This window comes from Nonomuraea sp. NPDC005983 (genome assembly GCF_040614375.1).
In the GTDB taxonomy this organism is placed as follows: domain Bacteria; phylum Actinomycetota; class Actinomycetes; order Streptosporangiales; family Streptosporangiaceae; genus Nonomuraea.
In genome coordinates this window covers 1-19,488 of the sequence record NZ_JBEXUP010000095.1, presented here as the reverse complement: position 1 = coordinate 19,488, position 19,488 = coordinate 1, and the positions used below count along the sequence as shown (strand labels likewise).

The 19,488-nt window shown below is 68.0% G+C and carries 23 protein-coding genes and 1 pseudogene; 5 read left to right on the top strand and 19 right to left on the bottom strand.

What is annotated here, in order from left to right; all coding sequences use genetic code 11:
- Positions 1-129: 129 nt before the first annotated feature.
- The 15 genes from ABZ297_RS32340 to ABZ297_RS32270 form a co-directional block, all read right to left on the bottom strand.
- Entirely contained in the window at positions 130-717 is a 588-nt protein-coding gene (locus ABZ297_RS32340) for a DUF6292 family protein (protein WP_355354057.1), read from the bottom strand.
- A 133-nt stretch (positions 718-850) separates the two neighbouring features.
- Positions 851-1,174, bottom strand: coding sequence for a DUF2469 domain-containing protein (locus tag ABZ297_RS32335; protein WP_355354054.1), 324 nt, complete (start codon positions 1,172-1,174; stop codon positions 851-853).
- A gap of 39 nt (positions 1,175-1,213) precedes the next feature.
- Positions 1,214-1,882 carry a ribonuclease HII gene (locus ABZ297_RS32330; RefSeq protein ID WP_355354051.1) on the bottom strand — a complete coding sequence of 223 codons (669 nt, stop codon included), beginning with the start codon at positions 1,880-1,882 and terminating at the stop codon, positions 1,214-1,216.
- Between the two features lie 52 nt (positions 1,883-1,934).
- Positions 1,935-2,528: a signal peptidase I gene (gene lepB / locus ABZ297_RS32325; protein WP_355354048.1), complete on the bottom strand. Its 594-nt coding sequence runs from the start codon at positions 2,526-2,528 to the stop codon at positions 1,935-1,937.
- Entirely contained in the window at positions 2,528-3,388 is an 861-nt protein-coding gene (gene lepB / locus ABZ297_RS32320) for a signal peptidase I (protein ID WP_355354045.1), read from the bottom strand. Before lepB (ABZ297_RS32320) ends, lepB (ABZ297_RS32325) begins: the two co-directional genes overlap by 1 nt.
- Positions 3,389-3,528: 140 nt before the next feature.
- Complete coding sequence (rplS, locus tag ABZ297_RS32315) at positions 3,529-3,891, bottom strand: 50S ribosomal protein L19 (protein WP_350802607.1); 363 nt, start codon at positions 3,889-3,891, stop codon at positions 3,529-3,531.
- Positions 3,892-4,027: 136 nt separating this feature from the next.
- Entirely contained in the window at positions 4,028-4,807 is a 780-nt protein-coding gene (gene trmD, locus ABZ297_RS32310) for a tRNA (guanosine(37)-N1)-methyltransferase TrmD (protein ID WP_355354041.1), read from the bottom strand.
- A 20-nt stretch (positions 4,808-4,827) separates the two neighbouring features.
- Positions 4,828-5,328 carry a ribosome maturation factor RimM gene (gene rimM / locus ABZ297_RS32305; RefSeq protein WP_355354038.1) on the bottom strand — a complete coding sequence of 167 codons (501 nt, stop codon included), beginning with the start codon at positions 5,326-5,328 and terminating at the stop codon, positions 4,828-4,830.
- 68 nt (positions 5,329-5,396) lie between these two features.
- Positions 5,397-5,642, bottom strand: coding sequence for an RNA-binding protein (locus ABZ297_RS32300; protein ID WP_355354035.1), 246 nt, complete (start codon positions 5,640-5,642; stop codon positions 5,397-5,399).
- Position 5,643: 1 nt separating this feature from the next.
- Positions 5,644-6,084 (bottom strand): 30S ribosomal protein S16, encoded by a 441-nt coding sequence (gene rpsP / locus ABZ297_RS32295; protein ID WP_355354032.1) that lies wholly within the window; start codon positions 6,082-6,084, stop codon positions 5,644-5,646.
- Between the two features lie 508 nt (positions 6,085-6,592).
- A complete protein-coding gene (gene ffh, locus ABZ297_RS32290) occupies positions 6,593-8,155 on the bottom strand; it encodes a signal recognition particle protein (RefSeq protein ID WP_355354029.1) in 1,563 nt (520 codons plus the stop codon).
- Positions 8,156-8,210: 55 nt separating this feature from the next.
- On the bottom strand, positions 8,211-8,798 hold the full coding sequence (locus ABZ297_RS32285) for an ATP/GTP-binding protein (RefSeq protein WP_355354026.1): 588 nt from the start codon (positions 8,796-8,798) through the stop codon (positions 8,211-8,213).
- Positions 8,779-9,126 (bottom strand): DUF742 domain-containing protein, encoded by a 348-nt coding sequence (locus ABZ297_RS32280; RefSeq protein WP_350803327.1) that lies wholly within the window; start codon positions 9,124-9,126, stop codon positions 8,779-8,781. Before ABZ297_RS32280 ends, ABZ297_RS32285 begins: the two co-directional genes overlap by 20 nt.
- Positions 9,127-9,185: 59 nt before the next feature.
- On the bottom strand, positions 9,186-9,608 hold the full coding sequence (locus tag ABZ297_RS32275; RefSeq protein ID WP_350802619.1) for a roadblock/LC7 domain-containing protein: 423 nt from the start codon (positions 9,606-9,608) through the stop codon (positions 9,186-9,188).
- Positions 9,605-12,400 (bottom strand): nitrate- and nitrite sensing domain-containing protein, encoded by a 2,796-nt coding sequence (locus ABZ297_RS32270; RefSeq protein WP_355354023.1) that lies wholly within the window; start codon positions 12,398-12,400, stop codon positions 9,605-9,607. The genes ABZ297_RS32275 and ABZ297_RS32270 overlap by 4 nt, the downstream gene beginning before the upstream one ends.
- A 435-nt stretch (positions 12,401-12,835) precedes the next feature.
- Here ABZ297_RS32270 and ABZ297_RS32265 point away from each other — a divergent pair, with 435 nt between their 5' ends.
- The 5 genes from ABZ297_RS32265 to ABZ297_RS32245 all read left to right on the top strand — a co-directional run bounded on the left by ABZ297_RS32265 (position 12,836) and on the right by ABZ297_RS32245 (position 17,741).
- The gene (locus tag ABZ297_RS32265; protein ID WP_355354020.1) at positions 12,836-13,825 is read left to right on the top strand and encodes an ABC transporter substrate-binding protein; all 990 of its coding nucleotides are present in this window, start codon (positions 12,836-12,838) and stop codon (positions 13,823-13,825) included.
- Positions 13,822-14,631, top strand: coding sequence for an ABC transporter permease subunit (locus ABZ297_RS32260; RefSeq protein ID WP_355354017.1), 810 nt, complete (start codon positions 13,822-13,824; stop codon positions 14,629-14,631). Before ABZ297_RS32265 ends, ABZ297_RS32260 begins: the two co-directional genes overlap by 4 nt.
- Positions 14,628-15,404: an ABC transporter permease subunit gene (locus ABZ297_RS32255; protein WP_355354014.1), complete on the top strand. Its 777-nt coding sequence runs from the start codon at positions 14,628-14,630 to the stop codon at positions 15,402-15,404. Before ABZ297_RS32260 ends, ABZ297_RS32255 begins: the two co-directional genes overlap by 4 nt.
- 8 nt (positions 15,405-15,412) lie before the next feature.
- A complete protein-coding gene (locus ABZ297_RS32250) occupies positions 15,413-16,870 on the top strand; it encodes a dihydroorotase family protein (RefSeq protein ID WP_355354011.1) in 1,458 nt (485 codons plus the stop codon).
- A 91-nt stretch (positions 16,871-16,961) separates the two neighbouring features.
- Complete coding sequence (locus ABZ297_RS32245; protein WP_355354008.1) at positions 16,962-17,741, top strand: ABC transporter ATP-binding protein; 780 nt, start codon at positions 16,962-16,964, stop codon at positions 17,739-17,741.
- 88 nt (positions 17,742-17,829) lie between these two features.
- On the opposite strand, the gene ABZ297_RS32240 is transcribed toward ABZ297_RS32245, so the two are convergent.
- From ABZ297_RS32240 to ABZ297_RS32225, 4 genes and pseudogenes are all read right to left on the bottom strand, one after another.
- Positions 17,830-18,408 (bottom strand): ATP/GTP-binding protein, encoded by a 579-nt coding sequence (locus ABZ297_RS32240; RefSeq protein WP_355354005.1) that lies wholly within the window; start codon positions 18,406-18,408, stop codon positions 17,830-17,832.
- Positions 18,389-18,793, bottom strand: coding sequence for a DUF742 domain-containing protein (locus ABZ297_RS32235; protein WP_350802631.1), 405 nt, complete (start codon positions 18,791-18,793; stop codon positions 18,389-18,391). Before ABZ297_RS32235 ends, ABZ297_RS32240 begins: the two co-directional genes overlap by 20 nt.
- Before the next feature lie 20 nt (positions 18,794-18,813).
- On the bottom strand, positions 18,814-19,227 hold the full coding sequence (locus tag ABZ297_RS32230; protein ID WP_350803328.1) for a roadblock/LC7 domain-containing protein: 414 nt from the start codon (positions 19,225-19,227) through the stop codon (positions 18,814-18,816).
- Positions 19,228-19,232: 5 nt separating this feature from the next.
- A pseudogene (locus tag ABZ297_RS32225) lies at positions 19,233-19,488 on the bottom strand (hypothetical protein); the annotation flags it as partial.

The following is a 19,488-nucleotide window of genomic DNA, read 5'->3' as shown; positions in this document are numbered from 1 at the left end:
CTTCTCAGTGGCAGGCATCCCGCCTCGCCGAGCGCTGCACCTCGCCGTTTGGCGTCAGGTCCTCGACATGCGTCGCCAGCGGATCCGCGACCCGTCCCCGGGCGAAGATTGAGGAACTTAACAACAGGCTCAGTTGCCCCTTGAATAGGCGGCGAGCACCGTTTCCAGATCTCCATCGTCGTCAGCACTCCGGCGGAGTCGCCGCCCCTGGCCTGTGCTCACCGAAAGGTCGCCGGTCAAGACCTGCTTGACGATGTGAGCGACCTCGGCGGGCTCCGGCACCAGCCCCAGGCAGAGGTCGAAGTAGGTGTTCGCAGTTGGTCCAAACTCATGCACAGAGGTGACTTCGACCAACGTCCAGCCGCGCTCCTCGTCCCACCCCAGGCGGGGTCTTCGGCGTTGGCGCGGGCGATGGTGGATCCGCCCACGTCGCCCACCGTCCCCCGTAACCCTCTGTTGGCCCTGCGGTGTTGATCGGCCGGGCCGACCCGGGCCAAGAGAAGATCGCGGACGTGCGAATCCCGTACCTCGTTCCCCGGGGCCCGCCGCCGGCCGAGCGGCTTCCCGGCGTGCTGGCGGTGCTGTACGTGCTGTGTGTGCTGTGCACCCGTGGCTACGACCCCGACGGCGAGCGGCACGACGCCTCCACCGTGGTGCTCCATCTGCCGAGAGCGGCTCGAGCGCTGCCAGCTCGCGGGAGCAAATCCTCCCGATCACCAGAGCGGATGGCGACACGAGAGGCCGCCAACCCCGCCGCAGCCCCCAGGAGCCCTCTCACGGACGGCACCCCGACTGCGTTCAAGCGGTCCCGAGAGCGGAACGCACCTCCCTCACCAGCGAGCCCCAGCGGCTATCTGGAGAAGCCTTCCTTGGGCATCTCCAGGTCGGCCTTGGCCAGTTCCTCCACATTGACGTCCTTGAACGTGACCACGCGGACGTTCTTGACGAACCGCGCCGGCCGGTACATGTCCCACACCCAGGCGTCCTGCATCTTCACGTCGAAGAACACGTCGCCGTTCTCGGCGGTGCGGACGTCGAGGTCGACCGAGTTGGTCAGATAGAAGCGCCGCTCCGTCTCCACGACGTACGTGAACAGACCCACGACATCGCGGTATTCGCGGTAAAGCTGCAGCTCCATCTCGGTTTCATACTTTTCGAGATCTTCTGCGCTCATCGCGGTCCTCCTGTCGTACCGGTCCCCCGGTTAGCCTGGTCAGGCAACCCCGGCCCCCATTTCATTTTCACCCATCTCCCTGGCCACCGTGACGAAGGAGTACCGGTGGTGCGGACATGGGCCGTGGGTCTCCAGTGCCAATCTGTGTCCTGGCGTCACATACCCCTTGTGATCGGCGAAGCCGTACGAGGGGTATTCCGCGTCAAGCGAAACCATCATGCGGTCCCTCATCACCTTGGCCACGATCGACGCGGCGGCCACGCACGCCGCCACCTGGTCGCCCTTCCACACGGCCAGCGACGGCGCCGAAAGGCCCGGCACCGGGAAGCCGTCCGTAAGGACGTACGCCGGGTCGCAGGGCAGCCGCGCCACCGCCCGCCGCATTCCTGAGACGTTGCTCCGGTGCAGACCCCTGGCGTCGATCTCCTCCGGAGGGATCGTGACCACGCTCACGTACGCCGTGTCGACGATCCGGGCGTAGAGACGCTCACGCACCGCGGGCGAGAGCAGCTTCGAGTCGGCCAGGCCGTCGATCTGCTTGCGCAGCACCACCGCCGCGACCACCAGGGGTCCGGCGCACGCGCCACGGCCTGCCTCGTCCACGCCTGCGATCGGGGTGAGGCCGCGGCGGGCCAGCGCCCTCTCGTAGGCGTAGAGACCGGAATCGCGCCTGACGACGCTCGGTCGAGGGCGGAACGCAACTGTCATGACACAGGAAGGGTACGCCTCAATCGCCGCAAACCGCGACCGAAAGCCCGCCCTACTTGACCTTGTCGAAAGTCTCGGGCTTCTGGAAGATCAGCGCCCGCGACAGCGGCCAGTAGCGCACGACGGCCGTGCCGATCACCGCGTCCTCGGAGATGAAGCCGCCTCCCGGCTCATTGACGTGGGAGCGCGAGTCGGCGGAGGCGCTGCGATGGTCGCCCATCAGCCAGAGCTTGCCCGCAGGGACCGTGTACGAGAAGCGCTCCTTGGACGGGAAGTCGTCGGGGTACAGGTAAGACGACTCGTCGAGCGGCGTGCCGTTGACCGTGATCCGCTTCTTGGAGTCGCAGCAGGCCACCTTGTCGCCGCCGACCCCGATGACCCTCTTGATCGTGTCCTCGCCGTTCCAGCCCTTGAACACGACGATGTCGCCACGCTCGGGCTTGCCCGCGAGCTTGTTGACGAACACCCGGTCGTTGATCAGCAGGGTGTTCTCCATCGATTCGGAAGGGATGTAGAACGATCCGACCACGAACGCCTGTAGCAGCAGCGCGATGCCTACGCCCAGCACGAGCAGTAAGACCGTCTCGCGGAAGCCGCCCTTTTTCTTCTTCTTCTCCACCGCCTCCGCCTTCTTGGTGACGGCCATCAACGCTTCTTCTTGACCAGCCGCCGACGCAGCAGAACCAAGGGTACGGCTCCGGCGAATCCGGCGAGCATCGGGGTGGCGCCACCGAGCGCCTGCAGCGCGGGCTGCGCGAACGTGTCGGGGATGGACAGCGTCGTCGCTCTGGAGAACGGCCACACGATGACGAAGGCCCGGCCGATGACCTGGCCTTCGGGGATCGAGCCGCCGCCCGGATCGCCCTGGTGCGAGCGCGAGTCGAGCGAGACGAGGCGGTGGTCGCCCATCACCCAGAGCCGCCCCTCTGGCACCTTGATGTCGAAGAATTTGTCGGACGGCACGTTGCCCGGATAGAGATAGCTTTGCTCGTCGATGGCCACACCGTTGACCGTGATGCGCCCTTGGGGATCGCAGCACTTGACGTGGTCGCCGCCCACGCCGATGACCCGCTTGATGTAGTCCTTCTCGCCGGGCACCACGCCGAACGCGGTGCCGACCCAGCGGAAGAACGCCGCGACCGGGTTGGACGGCTCCTCCATCTGGAACTCGCCATCCCACGAGTCGACCCCGGAGAACACCACCACGTCACCGCGCTCGATGTCGCGCGTGTGGTACACGAGCTTGTTCACCAGAACCCGGTCGTTCTTCAGGAGAGTGTTCTCCATCGACTCGGACGGGATGTAGAAGGCCTGGATCACGAAGGTCTTGATGATCAGGGCCAGCACCAGCGCCACGACGACAAGGACGGGCAGTTCCTTCCAGAACGACCCTTTCTTGTCCTTCTTTTCGTCCTTCGCTGGCTTTTGAGTCTCTTCGGCGACCACGTCCACCTCGTCCTCGACAGGGCGGCGCGGCGCGCCGGGCTCCTGGCTTTCGTTAGTCATCGCTGACGAGCCTAGATGATGCTTCGGCTCGACAAGCCTCGACCGACGTTACACCCGCGCACGAGTCGCTCCACATAAAGGAAACTCACCGCAAAGCCGAATGGCCCGCGAACCATGCGGGCCATTCGGAAGGGTCTGGGCTACTTGGCGGGCGTGGCTTCGCGCTTCTCGCGGATGCGAGCGGCCTTGCCGCGCAGGTCGCGCATGTAGTAGAGCTTGGCGCGGCGCACGTCGCCGCGGGTCACGAGCACGATCTTCTCGATGACCGGGCTGTGCACGGGGAAGGTCCGCTCGACGCCGACGCTGTAGCTGACCTTGCGGACCGTGAAGGTCTCGCGGGCGCCGCTGCCCTGCCGGCGCAGCACGAAGCCCTTGAAGACCTGGACGCGGGAGCGGTTGCCTTCGACGACTCGGACGTGAACCTCGAGCGTGTCACCCGGACGGAAGTCGGGGACGTCGCTGCGCAGGGTCGACTTCTCGAGCTCCTGGATCTTCGTGTGCATGAGAGCTGTTCCTCAAGTCCTCGTGAGCACGCGGAGGTCCACCCGGCGAGAGCTCGCGGCGGACGCGCCTGCTGATTGATGAACCCGGGATCATTCCCGGGCACGGCGGACCAACCGCATGGCAGTTGGCAGCGCTTCAGTTTGCCATATCTTCCGGCCCGACGCGAAACGACAGCTCTTCGAGCAGCCTGCGGTCGTGCTTGTCGAGTGTCTCCGGATCGATCGCCGCCGCCAGCTCGGGACGGTTCGCGACGGTGCGGCGCAGCGCCTGGTCACGCCGCCACCTGGCCACGTTCCCGTGATGCCCGGACAGCAGCACTGGAGGCACCTCGCGCCCCCGCCAGACGGGCGGTTTGGTGTAGACGGGGCCTTCGAGCAGGTTCCGCATGGCTCCGGGCGCGAAGGAGTCGTCGACGGCCGAGTGGACGTTGCCGAGCACCCCCGGCAGCAGTCTGCCGACGGCCTCGACCATCACCAGCACCGCCACCTCTCCCCCGGCCAGGACGTAGTCGCCGATGCTGACCTCGTCGACGCGCAGGCGGGCGCCGTACTCGGCCATGACGCGCGAGTCGATGCCCTCGTACCGGCCGCACGCGAACAGCAGCCACGGCTCGGCCGCCAGTTCCTGAGCGAGCTCCTGCGTGAACGGCCTGCCGCTCGGCGTCGGGACGATCATCCGTGGCGAGCCGCCCTCGATGACCGTGTCGATGGCCTCGCCCCACACCTCGGGCTTCATGACCATGCCGGGGCCGCCGCCGTACGGGGTGTCGTCGACGGTCTTGTGCACGTCGTGCGCCCAGTCGCGGAGCTGGTGCACCCGCACGTCGAGGGTGCCGCGCTCGCGCGCCTTGCCGATCAGCGAGACGTCGAGCGGGGTGAAGTACTCAGGGAAGATCGAGATGATGTCGAGCCGCATCGTGCCCTCCGGGCCACCCGTCACAGCAGGCCCTCCGGCGGATCGACCACCAGGCGCCTCGCCTCCAGGTCGATCTCGGGCACCAGGGCCCTGACGAACGGGATGAGCGCCTCGTCGCGCCCGCTCCGCCGTACCACCAGCAGATCCTGACCGTGATGCAGGACGTCGGTGACCTCGCCGACCTGCTCGCCGGACGTGGTCACGACCGCGAGCCCGATGAGCTGGTGGTCGTGGAACTCGTCGGGATCATCGGACGGCCGCACGTCCGCGGAGTCGATGACCAGCATCGTGCCGCGCAGTTCCTCCGCCTCGTTGCGGTCGGCGACCCCCTGGAAGGTGACCAGGAGCGTGCCCTTGTGCCAGCGGCAGCTCTCGACGACGAGCGGCCCCCTGTTGACGGGGTCGGTGGCGATCGATGTGCCGACGGCGAAGCGCAGCTCTGGATCGTCGGTGCGCACCTCGACGGTCACGTCACCGCGTACGCCGTGCGGGCGGCCTATCCGGCCGACGACCAGCTGCACGTTAACCTACCTCTTCTTACGCGAGCGCCCTCATCGGAGGAAACCGATGAGGGCGCACAAACCTGACGCTAACGGACTGCTTCGTGCAGGTCGAGGAGATCGACCCGGACGAACTTCCCGTCGGCCAGGGCATTCACGACCGTGCGCAGCGCCTTGGCGGTGCGCCCGCCGCGTCCGATGACCTTGCCCAGGTCCTCGGGGTGCACCCGGACCTCCAGGACGCGCCCGCTGCGAATGCGGCGTGCGCGGACCCGGACATCGTCGGGGTATTCGACGATGCCCTTGACGAGGTGCTCGAGGGCCTCCTCGAGCACGTCAGCCCTCGCCCTCGGTCGGGGTCTCGGCGGGGGCCTCGGCCTCGTCCTTCTTCTTGGCCTTCTTCGGCGTGGTGGCGGTCGTGCCGGTGTCGCCACCGGACAGCGCCTCCTTGGCCGCGGCCTCGTAGAGAGCGTGGCGGTCGGCCGCCGGCTCGGCGACCTTCATCGGCGCGGGGGCGGGCTCGCCCTTGAACTTCTGCCAGTCGCCGGTCAGCTTGAGCAGCTTCATAACCGGCTCGGTCGGCTGCGCGCCGACACCCAACCAGTAGGCAGCGCGCTCGGCGTTGACCTCGATGCGCGAAGGGGTCTCCTTCGGGTGGTACAGGCCGATCTCCTCGATCGCCCGGCCGTCACGCTTGGTGCGGCTGTCGGCGACGACGATTCGGTACTGAGCGTTGCGGATCATGCCGAGCCGCTTGAGCTTGATCTTGACTGCCACGGGTGTGGTCTCTCCTGCATTTGAGCGTGGGCGAACGGCACCACATCGAGTGGGGCACGATGGGATGGCGTTCAAGGGACAGGCACGGCTGGCGGGAGATGAGAGGGCACCCGCCTGGTCGCGATGTTCCAACATGCCATTCTGCCAGATCCACGGCACTGCCTACGACTGGAAGGCGCATGCCCGCGCAAAGGGTCGGCAAGCGTCGCGTGTCGTCCCGCTGTCAGGGCCGGCGTGGTGCCGCCATGATCAGCAGCGCGCCGAGCCCCGCCCGCGTACTCCTCAGGTCGGCCGGGAGCGTCGGCGATGCCCGAAAAGACCCGTATAAGGCGCCCGAAGGCGGACCCTCGGGCAGACTGCGGGAGCCGCATCCAGCGGGCACACAACCGACCCGGCATGGCACCACGGCGTGGACGCCCGGGCAGGCCGAGCCAGGCAGGCCGGGGTGGACGTCCGGGCAGGCCGGGGTGGACGTCCGGGCAGGCCGAGCCGGCTCGCCCGGGTCGGGCTACTTCTGGCCGGGGAGGCGCAGCTTGCTCGGGTCGAAGCCGGGCGGGAGCTCCATGCCCGGCGGGAGCTGGCCACCCAGGTTGCCCAGCACACCGCCCTGCTTGGGCGCCGCGGGAGCCTCCCCCGAGGACGAGGACGAGGACGACTTCTCCAGCGCCGCCTTGCGCGGGTCACCGCTGACGCGACGCCCCTTCTTGCCCTTCTTCTGTGCCTTGGCCGCCTTACTCCGGCCGCCGCCCGGCATGCCGGGGATGCCCATCCCGCCGGCCATCCGCTTCATCATCTTCTGCGCGTCGAAGAAGCGGGTGACGAGGTTGTTCACGGCGGTGACCGTGACGCCGGAGCCGGCCGCGATCCGCGCGCGGCGGGAGCCGTTGATGATCTTCGGGTCCTGCCGTTCCGTAGGGGTCATCGACCGGATGATGGCGGCGATGCGGTCGAGGTCGCGGTCGTCGATGGAGTTGAGCTGGTCGCGCATCTGCCCCATGCCGGGCATCATGCCGAGCAGGTTCTTGATCGGCCCCATCTTCTGGACCATCATCATCTGCTCGAGGAAGTCCTCGAGCGTGAAGCTCTCGCCCGACGTCAGCTTGCCCGCCATCTTGGCGGCCTGCTCCTCGTCGAACGTCTTCTGCGCCTGCTCGATCAGGGTGAGGATGTCACCCATGTCGAGGATGCGGGAGGCCATCCGGTCGGGGTGGAAGGCGTCGAAGTCTTCCAGCTTCTCACCGGTGGAGGCGAACATGATCGGCTTGCCGGTGATGTGCCTGACCGACAGCGCGGCACCGCCCCGGGCGTCGCCGTCGAGCTTGGTGAGGACGACACCGTCGAAGCCGACGCCGTCCATGAACGCCTGCGCGGTGGTGACGGCGTCCTGGCCGATCATGGCGTCGACCACGAACAGGACCTCGTCGGGACGCACGACGTCGCGGATGTCGGCGGCCTGCTGCATCATCTCCTGGTCGATGCCCAGGCGGCCGGCGGTGTCGATGATGACGATGTCGTGCTGCTGCCGCTTGGCCTCGTCGATCGACTGTCGGGCCACCGCGATCGGGTCGCCGGAGCCGTTGCCGGCCTCTGGCGCGTAGACGGCGACCTTCGCCCGCTCGCCCACGACCTGGAGCTGCTGCACGGCGTTGGGCCGCTGCAGGTCGGCGGCGACCAGCAAGGGCGCGTGGCCCTGCTCGCGCAGCCACCTGGCGAGCTTGCCCGCCAGGGTGGTCTTTCCGGCGCCCTGCAGACCGGCCAGCATGATGACGGTCGGCGGCGTCTTGGCGTAGCGGAGCCTGCGGGTCTCGCCGCCGAGGATCTCGATCAGCTCGTCATTGACGATCTTGACGACCTGCTGCGCCGGGTTGAGCGCCTGGGAGACCTCGGCGCCGCGGGCGCGCTCCTTGACACGGGCGACGAACGCCTTGACCACCGGGAGCGCGACATCGGCCTCGAGCAGCGCGATGCGGATCTCGCGGGTGGTCGCGTCGATGTCGGCGTCGGACAGCCGACCCTTGGAACGGAGGGAGGAGAAGACCGATGTCAGCCGGTCGGAAAGGGTCTCGAACACGTGGTTGGCCAGTCCTCGAAGCGAAAGTGGGTCTGGACTCAGCCTAGCCGCTCTGTTAGCCGCTCCAGCCTGGCACGGCCATCCGGACGGTCAGCGCGTGCTCGACGAGGTTGATCAGCGCGCTCTTGACGGAGTCCTTGGATCGGGCGTCCAGCCGGATCAGCGGGATGTGCGGCGCAAGCGTGAGAGCGTCGCGCACCTCCGCGTCACTGTGCTGGTACTGGCCGTCCCAGCCGTTCACGCCCACGATGAAGGGCAGCTGGGCCTCTTCGAAGTAGTCGATGGCGGGGAAGCTGTCGGCCAGACGACGGGTGTCGACCAGCACGACCGCGCCGATGGCGCCGCGTACCAGGTCGTCCCACATGAACCAGAACCGGTGCTGTCCGGGCGTGCCGAACAGGTAAAGGATCAGGTCACGGTCCAGCGAGACCCGCCCGAAGTCCATGGCCACGGTGGTGGTGGACTTCAGCGGCGTCATGCCGAGGTCGTCGATCCCGGCGGAGGCGTCCGTCATGACGGCTTCGGTGGTCAGCGGCATGATCTCCGACACCGCACCGACGAACGTCGTCTTGCCCACCCCGAAACCGCCGGCCACCACGATCTTGGTCGAGGTGAGGCCGGGGCTAGAGCCTGCGAAGTCCACTGAGCACCCTTTCGAGCAGGTTGACGTCTGGCCTTCCGGCATCCAGCTCCGGCTGGTGCACGCGTACCAGACCTTCGGCCGCCATGTCGGCGATCAGCACACGCACCACACCGAGCGGGATCCGGAGCAGGGCCGACACCTCGGCCACCGACCGGACCTGCCGGCACAGCTGGCTGATCGCCTGATACTCCGGCGTGATATGGGAGAACTCCCGGTACTCGGCCGTCGCGGACGATACCAAGGCCTCCATGGCCAGCTTGACCCGCGGCGCGGTCCGTCCCCCCGTCACTGCGTAGGGACGGACCGGCGACGCGGGATCAGAATGCAGCTGCGGCTGGGGCTGGGGTTCCCAACCGCCGCTGTTCCACCTGGGGTCCGTCACCTACATCACCTGGTCTGGCTTGCGCGCAACTCTGCGCGCACCGCCGGAGTGAGCACCTGTCCGGCGCGATCCACCATGAGCGTCATCTGGTACGCCACCAAACCCATGTCGCAGTCGGGTGCGGCCAGTACGGCCAGGCAGGAGCCGTCACTGATCGACATGATCAGCATCAGCCCCCGCTGCATCTCGACGATGGTCTGGTTGACAGCGCCACCCTCGAAGACCCTGGCCGCTCCCTGCGTCAGGCTCACGAGCCCGGACGCGATGGCCGCCAGCTGGTCCGCCCGGTCGGGGGGAAACCCCGACGAGGCGGCCAGCGGAAGGCCGTCGGATGACACGACAACCGCGTGGGCGACTCCTGGAACGGTGCTGACGAAGTCGGTGATCAGCCAGTCGACTCCGCGGGCCGCGTGGCTCAGGTCGTTCATACGCCCTCCTCCCTGCTATCGACGGGTCTCGGGCCGTTGGTATTCGCCCTGCCCTCACTGATGTCTTCGCGTGCCGCCCTGAAGCCCTGCTGGAAGCTGGACAGGCGGCTGCGTACCTGGTCTGGTGAGACCGACGGCATCGGCGTGACGCCCTTCGGCGCCGAGGCAGTGTCCGCGGAGCCCGGCACGAGATTGGCCTTGGGCACCCGCTTGGGCAGCCCGGCGGCGGTCGAACCGTCGCGTACCGGCTCGATCACGGCTTCCGCTGCGTGCCAGCCGACGTCGGCCTTGGACGAGTCCCAGTTGGCGCCGTTGTCGCTGTGCTCGAACCAGGCCGACTCCACGGAGGCGAAGATCGGCAGGAACTCGTCACCGGCCGACGGCGGGCTCACCGCCGGGATGGGGCCGGTGGCCGCGGCCTCCGTCTCCGGGAAGTCGAACTGCTGCCGGGGCGGCGGGCTCGTCTCCATCCGGTCGGCGAAGCTGCTCCAGTTCGGCGGCGGCTCGGCGGCGGGACGCTTGGGCAGGCCGTTGTCGCCCGTGCCCCGCGACGGCACCCAGACGTCGGCGGTGTCGTACCCGCCGCTGCGGGCGCCCGGTTCCGAGGACCAGCCGTTGACGTCGGACGGCCACTGGGGCATCGACGGCCAGGCGTTGCCCGACTGCGGGTTGGACGGGTACGACGGGTGTCCGGGACCCATCTGGTAGCCGCCGCCCTGCCACTCCTGCGCGGGGGGCGCCGGAGGCGCGGGCATCGCGGGGGCCGCGTAGGTCTCCTCGCGCACGCCGCCGCCCGACGAGCCGGCGTAGGAGGGGGGCGCCTGGTTGCCGAGCAGCGACTCGGGCAGCAGCACCATGGCGGTGAGCCCGCCGGAACCGTGCGGGCGCAGCTGGACGCGGACGCCGTGCCGGTTCGCCAGCCTCGCGACCACGAACAGTCCCATGCGGCGCGAGACCGAGACGTCGACGGTCGGGGCGTCCATGAGCCGCTCGTTGGCCTGGGTCAGCTCCTCGCTGGTCATGCCGATGCCGGCGTCGGTGATCGACAGCATGACGCCGCCGCCGTCGATCCGGCTGCCGGAGACCGTCACCCGGGTCTCACGGGGCGAGAACGACAGCGCGTTCTCGACCAGCTCGGCGATCAGGTGGATGACGTCGTTGACCGCCTGCCCGGCGACGGATACCCCGTCGGGCACCTGCAGGACGACCCGCTCGTAGTTCTCGACCTCCGACAGCGAGGCACGGGCCACGTCGACCAGCTTGACCGGCTGACTCCAGCGGCGTGGCGGGTCCTGTCCGGCGAGGACCAGCAGGTTCTCGCTGTTGCGGCGCATGCGGGTGGCCAGGTGGTCGAGCTTGAACAGGTTCGCGAGCCGGCTTTCGTCCTGCTCGCCCTGTTCCAGGCCGTCGATGAGGGTGATCTGGCGCTCGACCAGGGTCTGGCTTCTGCGGGACAGGTTGACGAACATCGCGTTGACGTTGCTGCGGAGCCTGGACTCCTCGCCTGCCAGCCGGACGGCCTCGCGGTGCACCTCGTCGAAGGCCCGGGCGACTTCACCGATCTCGTCGGCGGACGCGACGCCGATCGGCTCGACCTCCGGCAGGGCGGTCGACTCGGACTCGCGCAGCTGCTGGACGGTGTCCGGCAGGCGGCGGCCCGCGATGAACAGCGCCTCCCTGCGCAGCCTGCGCAGCGGGCCGCTCAGCGAGCGCGCCATGAGCGTGGTGACGACCAGCACGAGGATGAGCAGGATCGCGATCGCGATCGCGATGATCCACGCGCTCTGCTGCTCCGCGCCCTGCAGGGTGCGGCTGCGCAGCAGGATCGAGTCGGCGACCTGCTGCTCGACCTTGCGCATGCCGTCGATGGTCTTGCTGACAGCGTCGAACCACGCCTTGCCGTCGCGCTCGACCCCGAGGTTCCTGTCGGCCAGCAGCCGGCCGGAGTCCTGCAGGAACAGCGCGCGGGCCTGGATCAGCTCGGCCTGGTCGACGGCCTGGCCGCTGACGATGTCGTCGTACGCCTGGCGCAGGTTCAGCGGCACCTGGGCCCGGAAGGTGGCCAGCTCGCTGTTGCGCTGGGCGCGGGCGGCGATGAAGGCGTCGAGCCCCTCCTTGCCGAACTGCCTGGAGGCCAGCGCGGCGACGAGGAGCGCGCGCTGGCGGGAGACGTACTGCTTGGCCCTGGACAGCGCGGCGAAGCCGGAGACGCTGTCGGCCAGTTCCTTGTCGACGGCACCCTGGTCGATGCTGTCGTTGAGTGCGATGAAGTCGGAGATGCTCCGGTCGTACAGCTCGATCACGGAGCCGACGTTCAGCTGGGAGTCGACCGCGGTCTTGCGGGACTGCTCGAGTTCGTCGAAGCGGTTCTTGATGCGAACGGCCTGCGCGCGCTGGGGACTGTCGGAGCCGGCGAGGGCGTCGATGCCGCCGCGCACGTCGTCGACGAGCTTGTTGACCACGCTGTACTGGGCGGTGACGTCGGCCTGGCCGGATTCCCTGCGCCCTTGCGCGACGAAGCTGGCGGTCAGGTCACGTTCCAGTTCGACCTCATGGGCGAGCGCGGTGAGCTTGCTGGCCAGGATCGCGGTGTCGTTGACCCGCTCGTACTCGCTGGCGCTGCTGATCGAGGTCGCGACGCGGAAGCCGCCGAGGGCCAGGGCCGCCAGGGTGGGAATGACGACCAGTACCAGCAGCTTCGAGCGCACCCGCCAGTTGCGCAGCGCGAAACCACCCGTCTTCTTCGCACGCCCGGCCCGTGCCGCGGCCTTGGACTTGACGTGAAGCGCCACGGGGGCGGACGCCTCAGCCGTTAAGCCGGGATCCCCGCCTGCTGGGGGGAATGCGTTCCTCACTGGCCTCCGCAACCTCTCCTCGACTGGTCTGGTGCAAGAGGATCACGTCATGCATGTTTTTGCCGTGTGACGCCGACGCACCCATGGGGCGAGAGCTTATTTGAGCACAACAGCAGGAGATCGGCCAATACCGCATAAGTCGCAGCCGATCCATATCTATACATATTGTGACAAACCCGACATTTACCATTCGGCTCTGGTAGAGGCCGATATTCCACCTCCCAAACCAGGACATATCGCCCAGACGCTCATCTTGATCACCTTTTCCTGATATATATTGTTTAATTTCCAGAATCGGGGGGCCATGCGCAAGAGTTAGCTGCGCTAGGGTGCGACCGTCGTCGATCACCCCCCGTTCGAAGGAGACGCGACATGAGGTTCGGTGCACTAGGGCGCACCGCCCTGATTGGACTTGTGGCCACCCTTGCCATTACGGGGTGTTCCAGCTCAGATAGCAAGACCGGAGGCGCCACCAATGCCAATGGTCTTGAGAAGACAGACCTTCTGATCGGCGAGTATCCCGGAGCTGACGCCGCTCCGCTGTTCATCGCCATCGAGCGCGGCTTCTTCAAGGAGCAGGGCCTCAACGTCAAGACCGAGGCCATCCAGGCTCCGCAGGCGGTCCTGCCCAAGCTGGCCAACGGCAGCATGGACGTGGTGCTGGGCAGCTACCCGACCATCCTGTTCATCCAGGGCTCGGGTACGGAGAAGTTCAAGTACATCGCCGACTCCTACCAGGGTGCGGCCGGGGCCTTCGGCGTGATGGTGCCGAAGAACTCGCAGATCAAGAAGGTCGCTGACCTGAAGGGCAAGAAGATCGGTGTTAACGCCACCACCGGTCTGGGAGTTCTCACCATGAACCCCCACCTCAAGATCGCCGGTCTCGACCCGAAGACGGACGTCCAGTACGTTGTGGTACCGACCACGAACCAGCTGCAGTCACTGGAGAAGGGTGACGTGGACGCGGTCTGGATGACCGACCCGTACGTCAGCGAGGCCAAGAACAAGCTCGGCGCGACCATGCTCCTCGACACGATGTCCGGTCCGACCGAGAGCCTGCCGATCACCGGATGGGCCGCCACCGAGAAGTGGGTGTCCAGCAACCCCAAGACGCTGGCCGCCTTCCAGCGGGCGATGGCCAAGGCGCAGAACATCGCCGCCACCGACCGCGGCGCCGTGACGAAGATCCTGCCGACCTTCACCCAGATCCCGGCAGCGACCGCCGCCACGATCAACCTCGGCAACTACCCGACCACGCTGAGCCCCCAGCGCATCCAGCGGGTCGCGGACCTGATGCTCGAGTACGGCTTCATCAAGCAGAAGATCGACGTCAACTCGATGATCGTCGCATCGCAGGGATGACGACTGCGACAACTCTGGCGCGCGGTGAGCGGTCCTCGCTCGCCCGCGCCAGGCTGGCCAAGCTCGCCCGCCACGCCGTCGGCGTGGCGGCTTTTCTGCTCGTCTGGGAAGTCGTGGGCAGGACCGGCCTGGTCAAGTGGCTGCCCACCGCGTCGGACTCACTGGCCAGGGCGATCAGCCTGGCGTTCGACCCGGAGTTCCTCGGCGACCTGGTCTCCACGCTCACCGCCGCCGTCATCGGCCTCCCGCTCGCCGTGATCGTCGCCGTGCCGGTGGGCCTGCTGCTCGGCACCGTCCCGGTCGTGGAGGAGATGACCCGGGCGATCGTCGAGTTCCTGCGCCCCATCCCCTCGATCGCGCTGATCCCGCTCGCGCTGTTCATCTTCCAGCCCGAGATCAACGCCAAGGTCGCGCTGATCGTCTACGCCTCCTCCTGGCCGATCCTGATCAACACTCTGTACGGCGTGCGAGACGTCGACCCGGTGGCCACCGAGACGCTGCGCTCGTTCGGTTTCGGCTCAGGGGCGGTGGTCTGGCGGGTCTCGCTGCCGAGCGCCGCGCCGTTCATCTTCACCGGCATCCGGCTGGCCGCCTCGATCACGCTCATCCTGGCCATCAGCGTGGAGTACGTCGTCGGCGGCGCCGGCGGGCTCGGGGCCTTCCTCATCCAGGCGAGCACCGGTATCGGCGCCGACGCGATGATCAACGTGATCGCGTCCCTGGTCTGGGCCGGGGCCATCGGGCTGGTGGTCAACACCCTGCTGCTCCGCGCAGAGCGGCGCCTGTTCAGGTGGCGGACCGCATGATCATGACCCTCGTCAAGCGCTTCTGGCTGATCCCGGTGGTCCTCGTCGCCTGGGAGCTCGTCACCAAGTCGGCGGCCAACCCTTACTTCCCTCCGCCCACGCAGATCGCGTCCCACATGTATGAGTTGTGGTTCTCCGGCCCGTACATCCTCACCGATGAGGCGGTCGGCAACTGGGTGCCCAGCCTCGTCCGGGTGATCGGCTCGTGGAGCGCGGCCGTGGTCATCGGCGTCACGCTCGGCGTCGCGATCGGCAGGATCGGGCAGCTGGCCGACTACATCGACCCGCTGGTGGAGTTCGGCCGCGCCGTGCCGCCGCCCGCGATGCTCCCGGTCTTCCTGGTGCTGTTCACCATGGGCACACAGGTGCAGGTGGCGACCATCATCTTCGGCATCATCTGGCCGATCCTGCTGAACTCCATCGACGGCGCGCGCAGCGTGGACCGTCTGCAGATCGAGACCGCCACCGTCTTCGGGGTCTCCGCGAGCCTGCGCTTCTTCCGGATCATCCTGCCCGCCGCCTCGCCGAAGATCTTCGCCGGGCTGCGGCTGAGCGTGTCGCTCGCCCTGATCCTCATGGTGGTCTCCGAGCTCAAGGCCAGCACCGAGGGCATCGGCTACCTGCTCAGCCTGGCCAGCGACAACGTCGACTTCCCCGCCATCTGGGGCGGCGTCGTGGTGCTCGGGGTGCTCGGCTACGTACTCAACTCCCTGTTCCTCATGGCCGAGCGCCGCATGCTCAGGTGGCACCGCGGCGCCCGGCGTACCGCGTAGGAGGCAATGTGACGGATCTGCTGCTGAAGAACGTGCGGGTGGTCACGCACGACCGGGACGAGCCCGTGCCCGCGGACATCGCCGTGACCGGCGGGCGGATCGACCGGGTCGGCCCCGGCCTGCCCACCGACGGCGTCGACGAGGTGATCGACGGCGACGGCAGGCTCGCCTTCCCCGGCGTCGTGGACGCCCACCAGCACTGGGGCATCTACAACCCGCTGCCGGAGGACTCGTCCTCGGAGAGCATGGCGAGCGCCCAGGGCGGCGTCACGACCGCGCTCACCTACATGCGCACCGGGCAGTACTACCTGAACAAGGGCGGCGCCTACGCCGACTTCTTCCCCGAGGTGCTGGCGCAGGCCGAGGGGCGGGCCTACATCGACTACGGCTTCCACCTCGCGCCGATGTCCAGCGGGCACATCGGCGAGCTGCCCGACCTGGTCGAGCGGTTCGGCGTGCCGTCCTTCAAGATCTTCATGTTCTACGGCGGGCACGGGCTGCACGGCCGCTCGGCCGACCAGAGCAGGTTCCTCATGCTGCCCGAGGGCGAGCGCTACGACTACGCGCACTTCGAGTTCGTGATGCGCGGCGTGCAGGCCGCCAGGGAGCGCTTCCCCAAGCTGGCCGACGAGATCTCGCTGTCGCTGCACTGCGAGACCGCCGAGATCATGACGGCCTACACCAAGCTGGTGGAGGAGGCGGGCGAGCTGTCCGGGCTGGCCGCCTACAGCGCCTCGCGGCCGCCGCACTCCGAGGGCCTGGCCGTCTTCATCGCCTCCTACCTGGCGCACGAGAGCGGGCTGGCCAACGTCAACCTGCTGCACCTGTCGTCGCGCAAGGCGCTGGACGCGGCCATGCTGATGGACAAGGCCTTCCCGCACATCGACTTCCGCCGTGAGGTCACGATCGGGCACCTGCTCGCCGACATCGACACGGCCAGCGGGCTCGGCGCCAAGGTGAACCCGCCGATCAGGCCGCGCGAGGACGTCGAGGCGCTGTGGCGGCACGTCCTGAACGGCAACGTCGACTGGGTGGTCAGCGACCACGCCTGCTGCCGGGAGGAGCTGAAGTTCGGCGAGCCGGCCGACGACGTGTTCCTGGCCAAGGCCGGTTTCGGCGGCGCCGAGTACCTGCTGCCGGGCCTGGTCACCGAGGGCGGCCGCCGTGGCCTGTCGTACGGCCGGATCGCCGCGCTGACCGCGTGGAACCCGGCCCGCCGGTTCGGCCTGCGGACCAAGGGCACGATCGCGCCCGGGTTCGACGCCGACATCAGCCTGGTCGACCCCGACCAGGCGTGGACGGTGCGCGCGGCCGAGTCGGAGTCGACGCAGGAGTACACGCCGTTCGAGGGCTTCGAGCTCACGGCCAAGGTGACCGACACGTTCGTGCGAGGCAACCACGTGCTGGACTCCGGCAAGATCGTCGGCCGCCCGGTGGGACGGTACCTGTCCAGGCCGCTGGCCTGAGCCGATACCAGAATCAACCGCTTCGTAGGCAACATTTCGCCGCTTCGGTAGAGTCGCCGTGTTGTCTCCGGATTCCCCCTAAGGACATCCCTTGCTCGAGATAGACAACCTCACGCACGTGTACGGCAGCGGCCCCAGCGCCCACCGCGCCATCGACGGGCTGAGCCTGAGCGTCGCCGAAGGCGAGTTGCTGTGCATCGTCGGGCCGTCGGGGAGCGGGAAGTCCACGCTGCTGCGCTCGATCGCCGGGCTGATCAAGCCGACGGGCGGTGCGATCCGGGTCGAGGGCGCGCTGGTCAGCCAGACGCCCGACAACCTCGCGGTCGTCTTCCAGGACTACAGCCGCTCGCTGTTCCCCTGGATGTCGGTGGCCGACAACGTGGCGCTGCCGCTGCGGCGCAAGGGCATGGACAAGAAGGGCCGTCGCGAGGCGGCCGACGAGGCGCTGGAGTCGGTGGGCCTGGCGGAGGCCGGGCGCAAGTACCCGTTCCAGCTCTCCGGCGGCATGCAGCAGCGGGTGGCGATCGCCAGGGCGCTGGCCTACCGGCCGACGCTCATGCTCATGGACGAGCCGTTCGGCTCGGTCGACGCGCAGACCCGCGAGGACCTCGAGGACCTCGTGCTGCAGGTGCGCGGCCACCACAAGATGACGATCGTGCTCATCACCCACGACATCGACGAGAGCGTGTACGTGGGTGACCGGGTGGTGGTCCTGTCCAAGGCCCCGGCGCGGGTGGTGGGCGACCTGAAGGTGGACCTCCCCGTGCCGCGTGACCAGATCACCACCAGGGAGCATTCCGACTTCGTGCATCTGCGCGCCGAGGTCGGACGGCTGGTGCGCGGCGTCGAGTCGGAGACCAGTCCCGCCTGAGATCCCCGCCTGAGAACGCCGCCTGAGAACGCCGAGTGCCGCCGGACTCCGGTCCGGCGGCACTCGGCGAAGATCTTCTCGGCCTCTGTCAGGCAGGCGTGTGCGTGTGGCGCGTCAGCGCGTGCTCCACGAGCGTGATCAGGGTGGCCTTCACCGAGTCACGTGCTCGGGCGTCCAGTTGCACGATGGGCGTGTGCGAGCCCAGTGACAGCGCCTCACGGATCTCCTGCTCCTGGTGGAGGAACGAGCCGTCCCAGCCGTTGATGCCGATCACGAAGGGCAGCTTGGCCTCTTCGAAGTAGTCGATGGCGGGGAAGCTGTCGGCCAGACGACGGGTGTCGACCAGCACGACCGCGCCGATGGCGCCGCGTACCAGGTCGTCCCACATGAACCAGAACCGGTGCTGTCCGGGCGTGCCGAACAGGTAAAGGATCAGGTCACGGTCCAGCGAGACGCGGCCGAAGTCCATCGCCACGGTCGTCGTCGTCTTGTTCGGCGTGAGCGAGACGTCGTCGACGCCCGCCGACGCGTCCGTCATCACCGCTTCCGTGGTGAGCGGCAGAATCTCCGAGACCGCACCCACGAACGTCGTCTTTCCCACGCCGAAGCCGCCGGCCACGACGATCTTCGTCGAGGTGAGGCCGGGGCTAGAGCCTGCGAAGTCCACTGAGCACCCTTTCGAGCAAGTTGAGGTCCGGCTTTCCCGCGTCCAGCGCAGGCTGGTGTACGCGGATCAGGCCCTCGGACGCCATATCGGCGATCAGCACCCGGACCACGCCAAGAGGCTGGCGTAAAAGGGCGGAGATCTCAGCAACTGATCTGACGTTCCGGGTCAGCTGAATAATCGCCTGATACTCCGGACTTAGTAGTGAAATGTCTTGATATTCCGACGTCACGGAGGACACCAGCGCCTCCATGGCGAACTTCATCCGTGGGGCCGTGCGGCCACCGGTCACGGCGTAGGGCCGTACCAGGCTGCTCGGCTTCTGCGGACGTGGAGCCGCCGGATGCGGCGGAGTGTTATCACCAGCCCGACCTTGACCTGACACCATGATCTCCTATCACCGCCCGCCTAGCGGGGGCGGGCCGCTTGCAGCTCGGCGCGGACGGCCGGGGTGAGCACCTGACCGGCGCGGTCGACCAGCAGCGTCATCTGATAGGCCACCAACCCCATGTCACAGTCGGGCGCGGCAAGCACCGCCAAGCAGGACCCGTCACTGATCGACATGATCATCAGGAGCCCACGCTGCATCTCGATGACGGTCTGCGTCACCATGCCGCCCTCGAAGACCCGGGCGGCACCCTGGGTCAGGCTGACCACACCGGAGGCCACCGCGGCGAGCTGGTCGGCCCGGTCCTTGGGGAAACCCTCGGAGAAGGCCAACGGCAGGCCGTCCGACGACACCACGACGGTGTGCGCGACGCCGGGCACATTGTTGACGAAGTCAGTGATCAGCCAACTGATGCCACGTGCTCCCTGGCTCAGTTCTCTCATTTGTCCTCCTCATTCTCTTCTCCGCGGGTGAACGCTCGGCCTTGGCGAACGCCCTGCTGGAAGCTGGAGAGCCGGCTCCGCAGCCGCTCGGGAGAGACCGGCGGCGCAGGAGACGTCGCCTGGGGCTCGGCCGGACTGGCCGTGCCCGGCACCAGGTTCGCCTTCGGCACGCGCCTCGGCAGACCCGAGGCGGTGGTGCCGCCCTGGGCAGGCTCGGCGGCGGCCTGCGCCGCCAGCCAGCCGCTGTCGGCG

Excerpts from the sequence above, each read along its gene's own strand:
- ABZ297_RS32335 (WP_355354054.1), bottom strand. The coding sequence starts at position 1,174 with ATGAGCGCAGAAGATCTCGAAAAGTATGAAACCGAGATGGAGCTGCAG.
- ABZ297_RS32330 (WP_355354051.1), bottom strand. The coding sequence starts at position 1,882 with ATGACAGTTGCGTTCCGCCCTCGACCGAGCGTCGTCAGGCGCGATTCC.
- lepB (WP_355354048.1), bottom strand. The coding sequence starts at position 2,528 with ATGGCCGTCACCAAGAAGGCGGAGGCGGTGGAGAAGAAGAAGAAAAAG.
- lepB (WP_355354045.1), bottom strand. The coding sequence starts at position 3,388 with ATGACTAACGAAAGCCAGGAGCCCGGCGCGCCGCGCCGCCCTGTCGAG.
- rplS (WP_350802607.1), bottom strand. The coding sequence starts at position 3,891 with ATGCACACGAAGATCCAGGAGCTCGAGAAGTCGACCCTGCGCAGCGAC.
- trmD (WP_355354041.1), bottom strand. The coding sequence starts at position 4,807 with ATGCGGCTCGACATCATCTCGATCTTCCCTGAGTACTTCACCCCGCTC.
- ABZ297_RS32275 (WP_350802619.1), bottom strand. The coding sequence starts at position 9,608 with ATGAACGACCTGAGCCACGCGGCCCGCGGAGTCGACTGGCTGATCACC.
- ABZ297_RS32265 (WP_355354020.1), top strand. The coding sequence starts at position 12,836 with ATGAGGTTCGGTGCACTAGGGCGCACCGCCCTGATTGGACTTGTGGCC.
- ABZ297_RS32260 (WP_355354017.1), top strand. The coding sequence starts at position 13,822 with ATGACGACTGCGACAACTCTGGCGCGCGGTGAGCGGTCCTCGCTCGCC.
- ABZ297_RS32255 (WP_355354014.1), top strand. The coding sequence starts at position 14,628 with ATGATCATGACCCTCGTCAAGCGCTTCTGGCTGATCCCGGTGGTCCTC.
- ABZ297_RS32235 (WP_350802631.1), bottom strand. The coding sequence starts at position 18,793 with ATGGTGTCAGGTCAAGGTCGGGCTGGTGATAACACTCCGCCGCATCCG.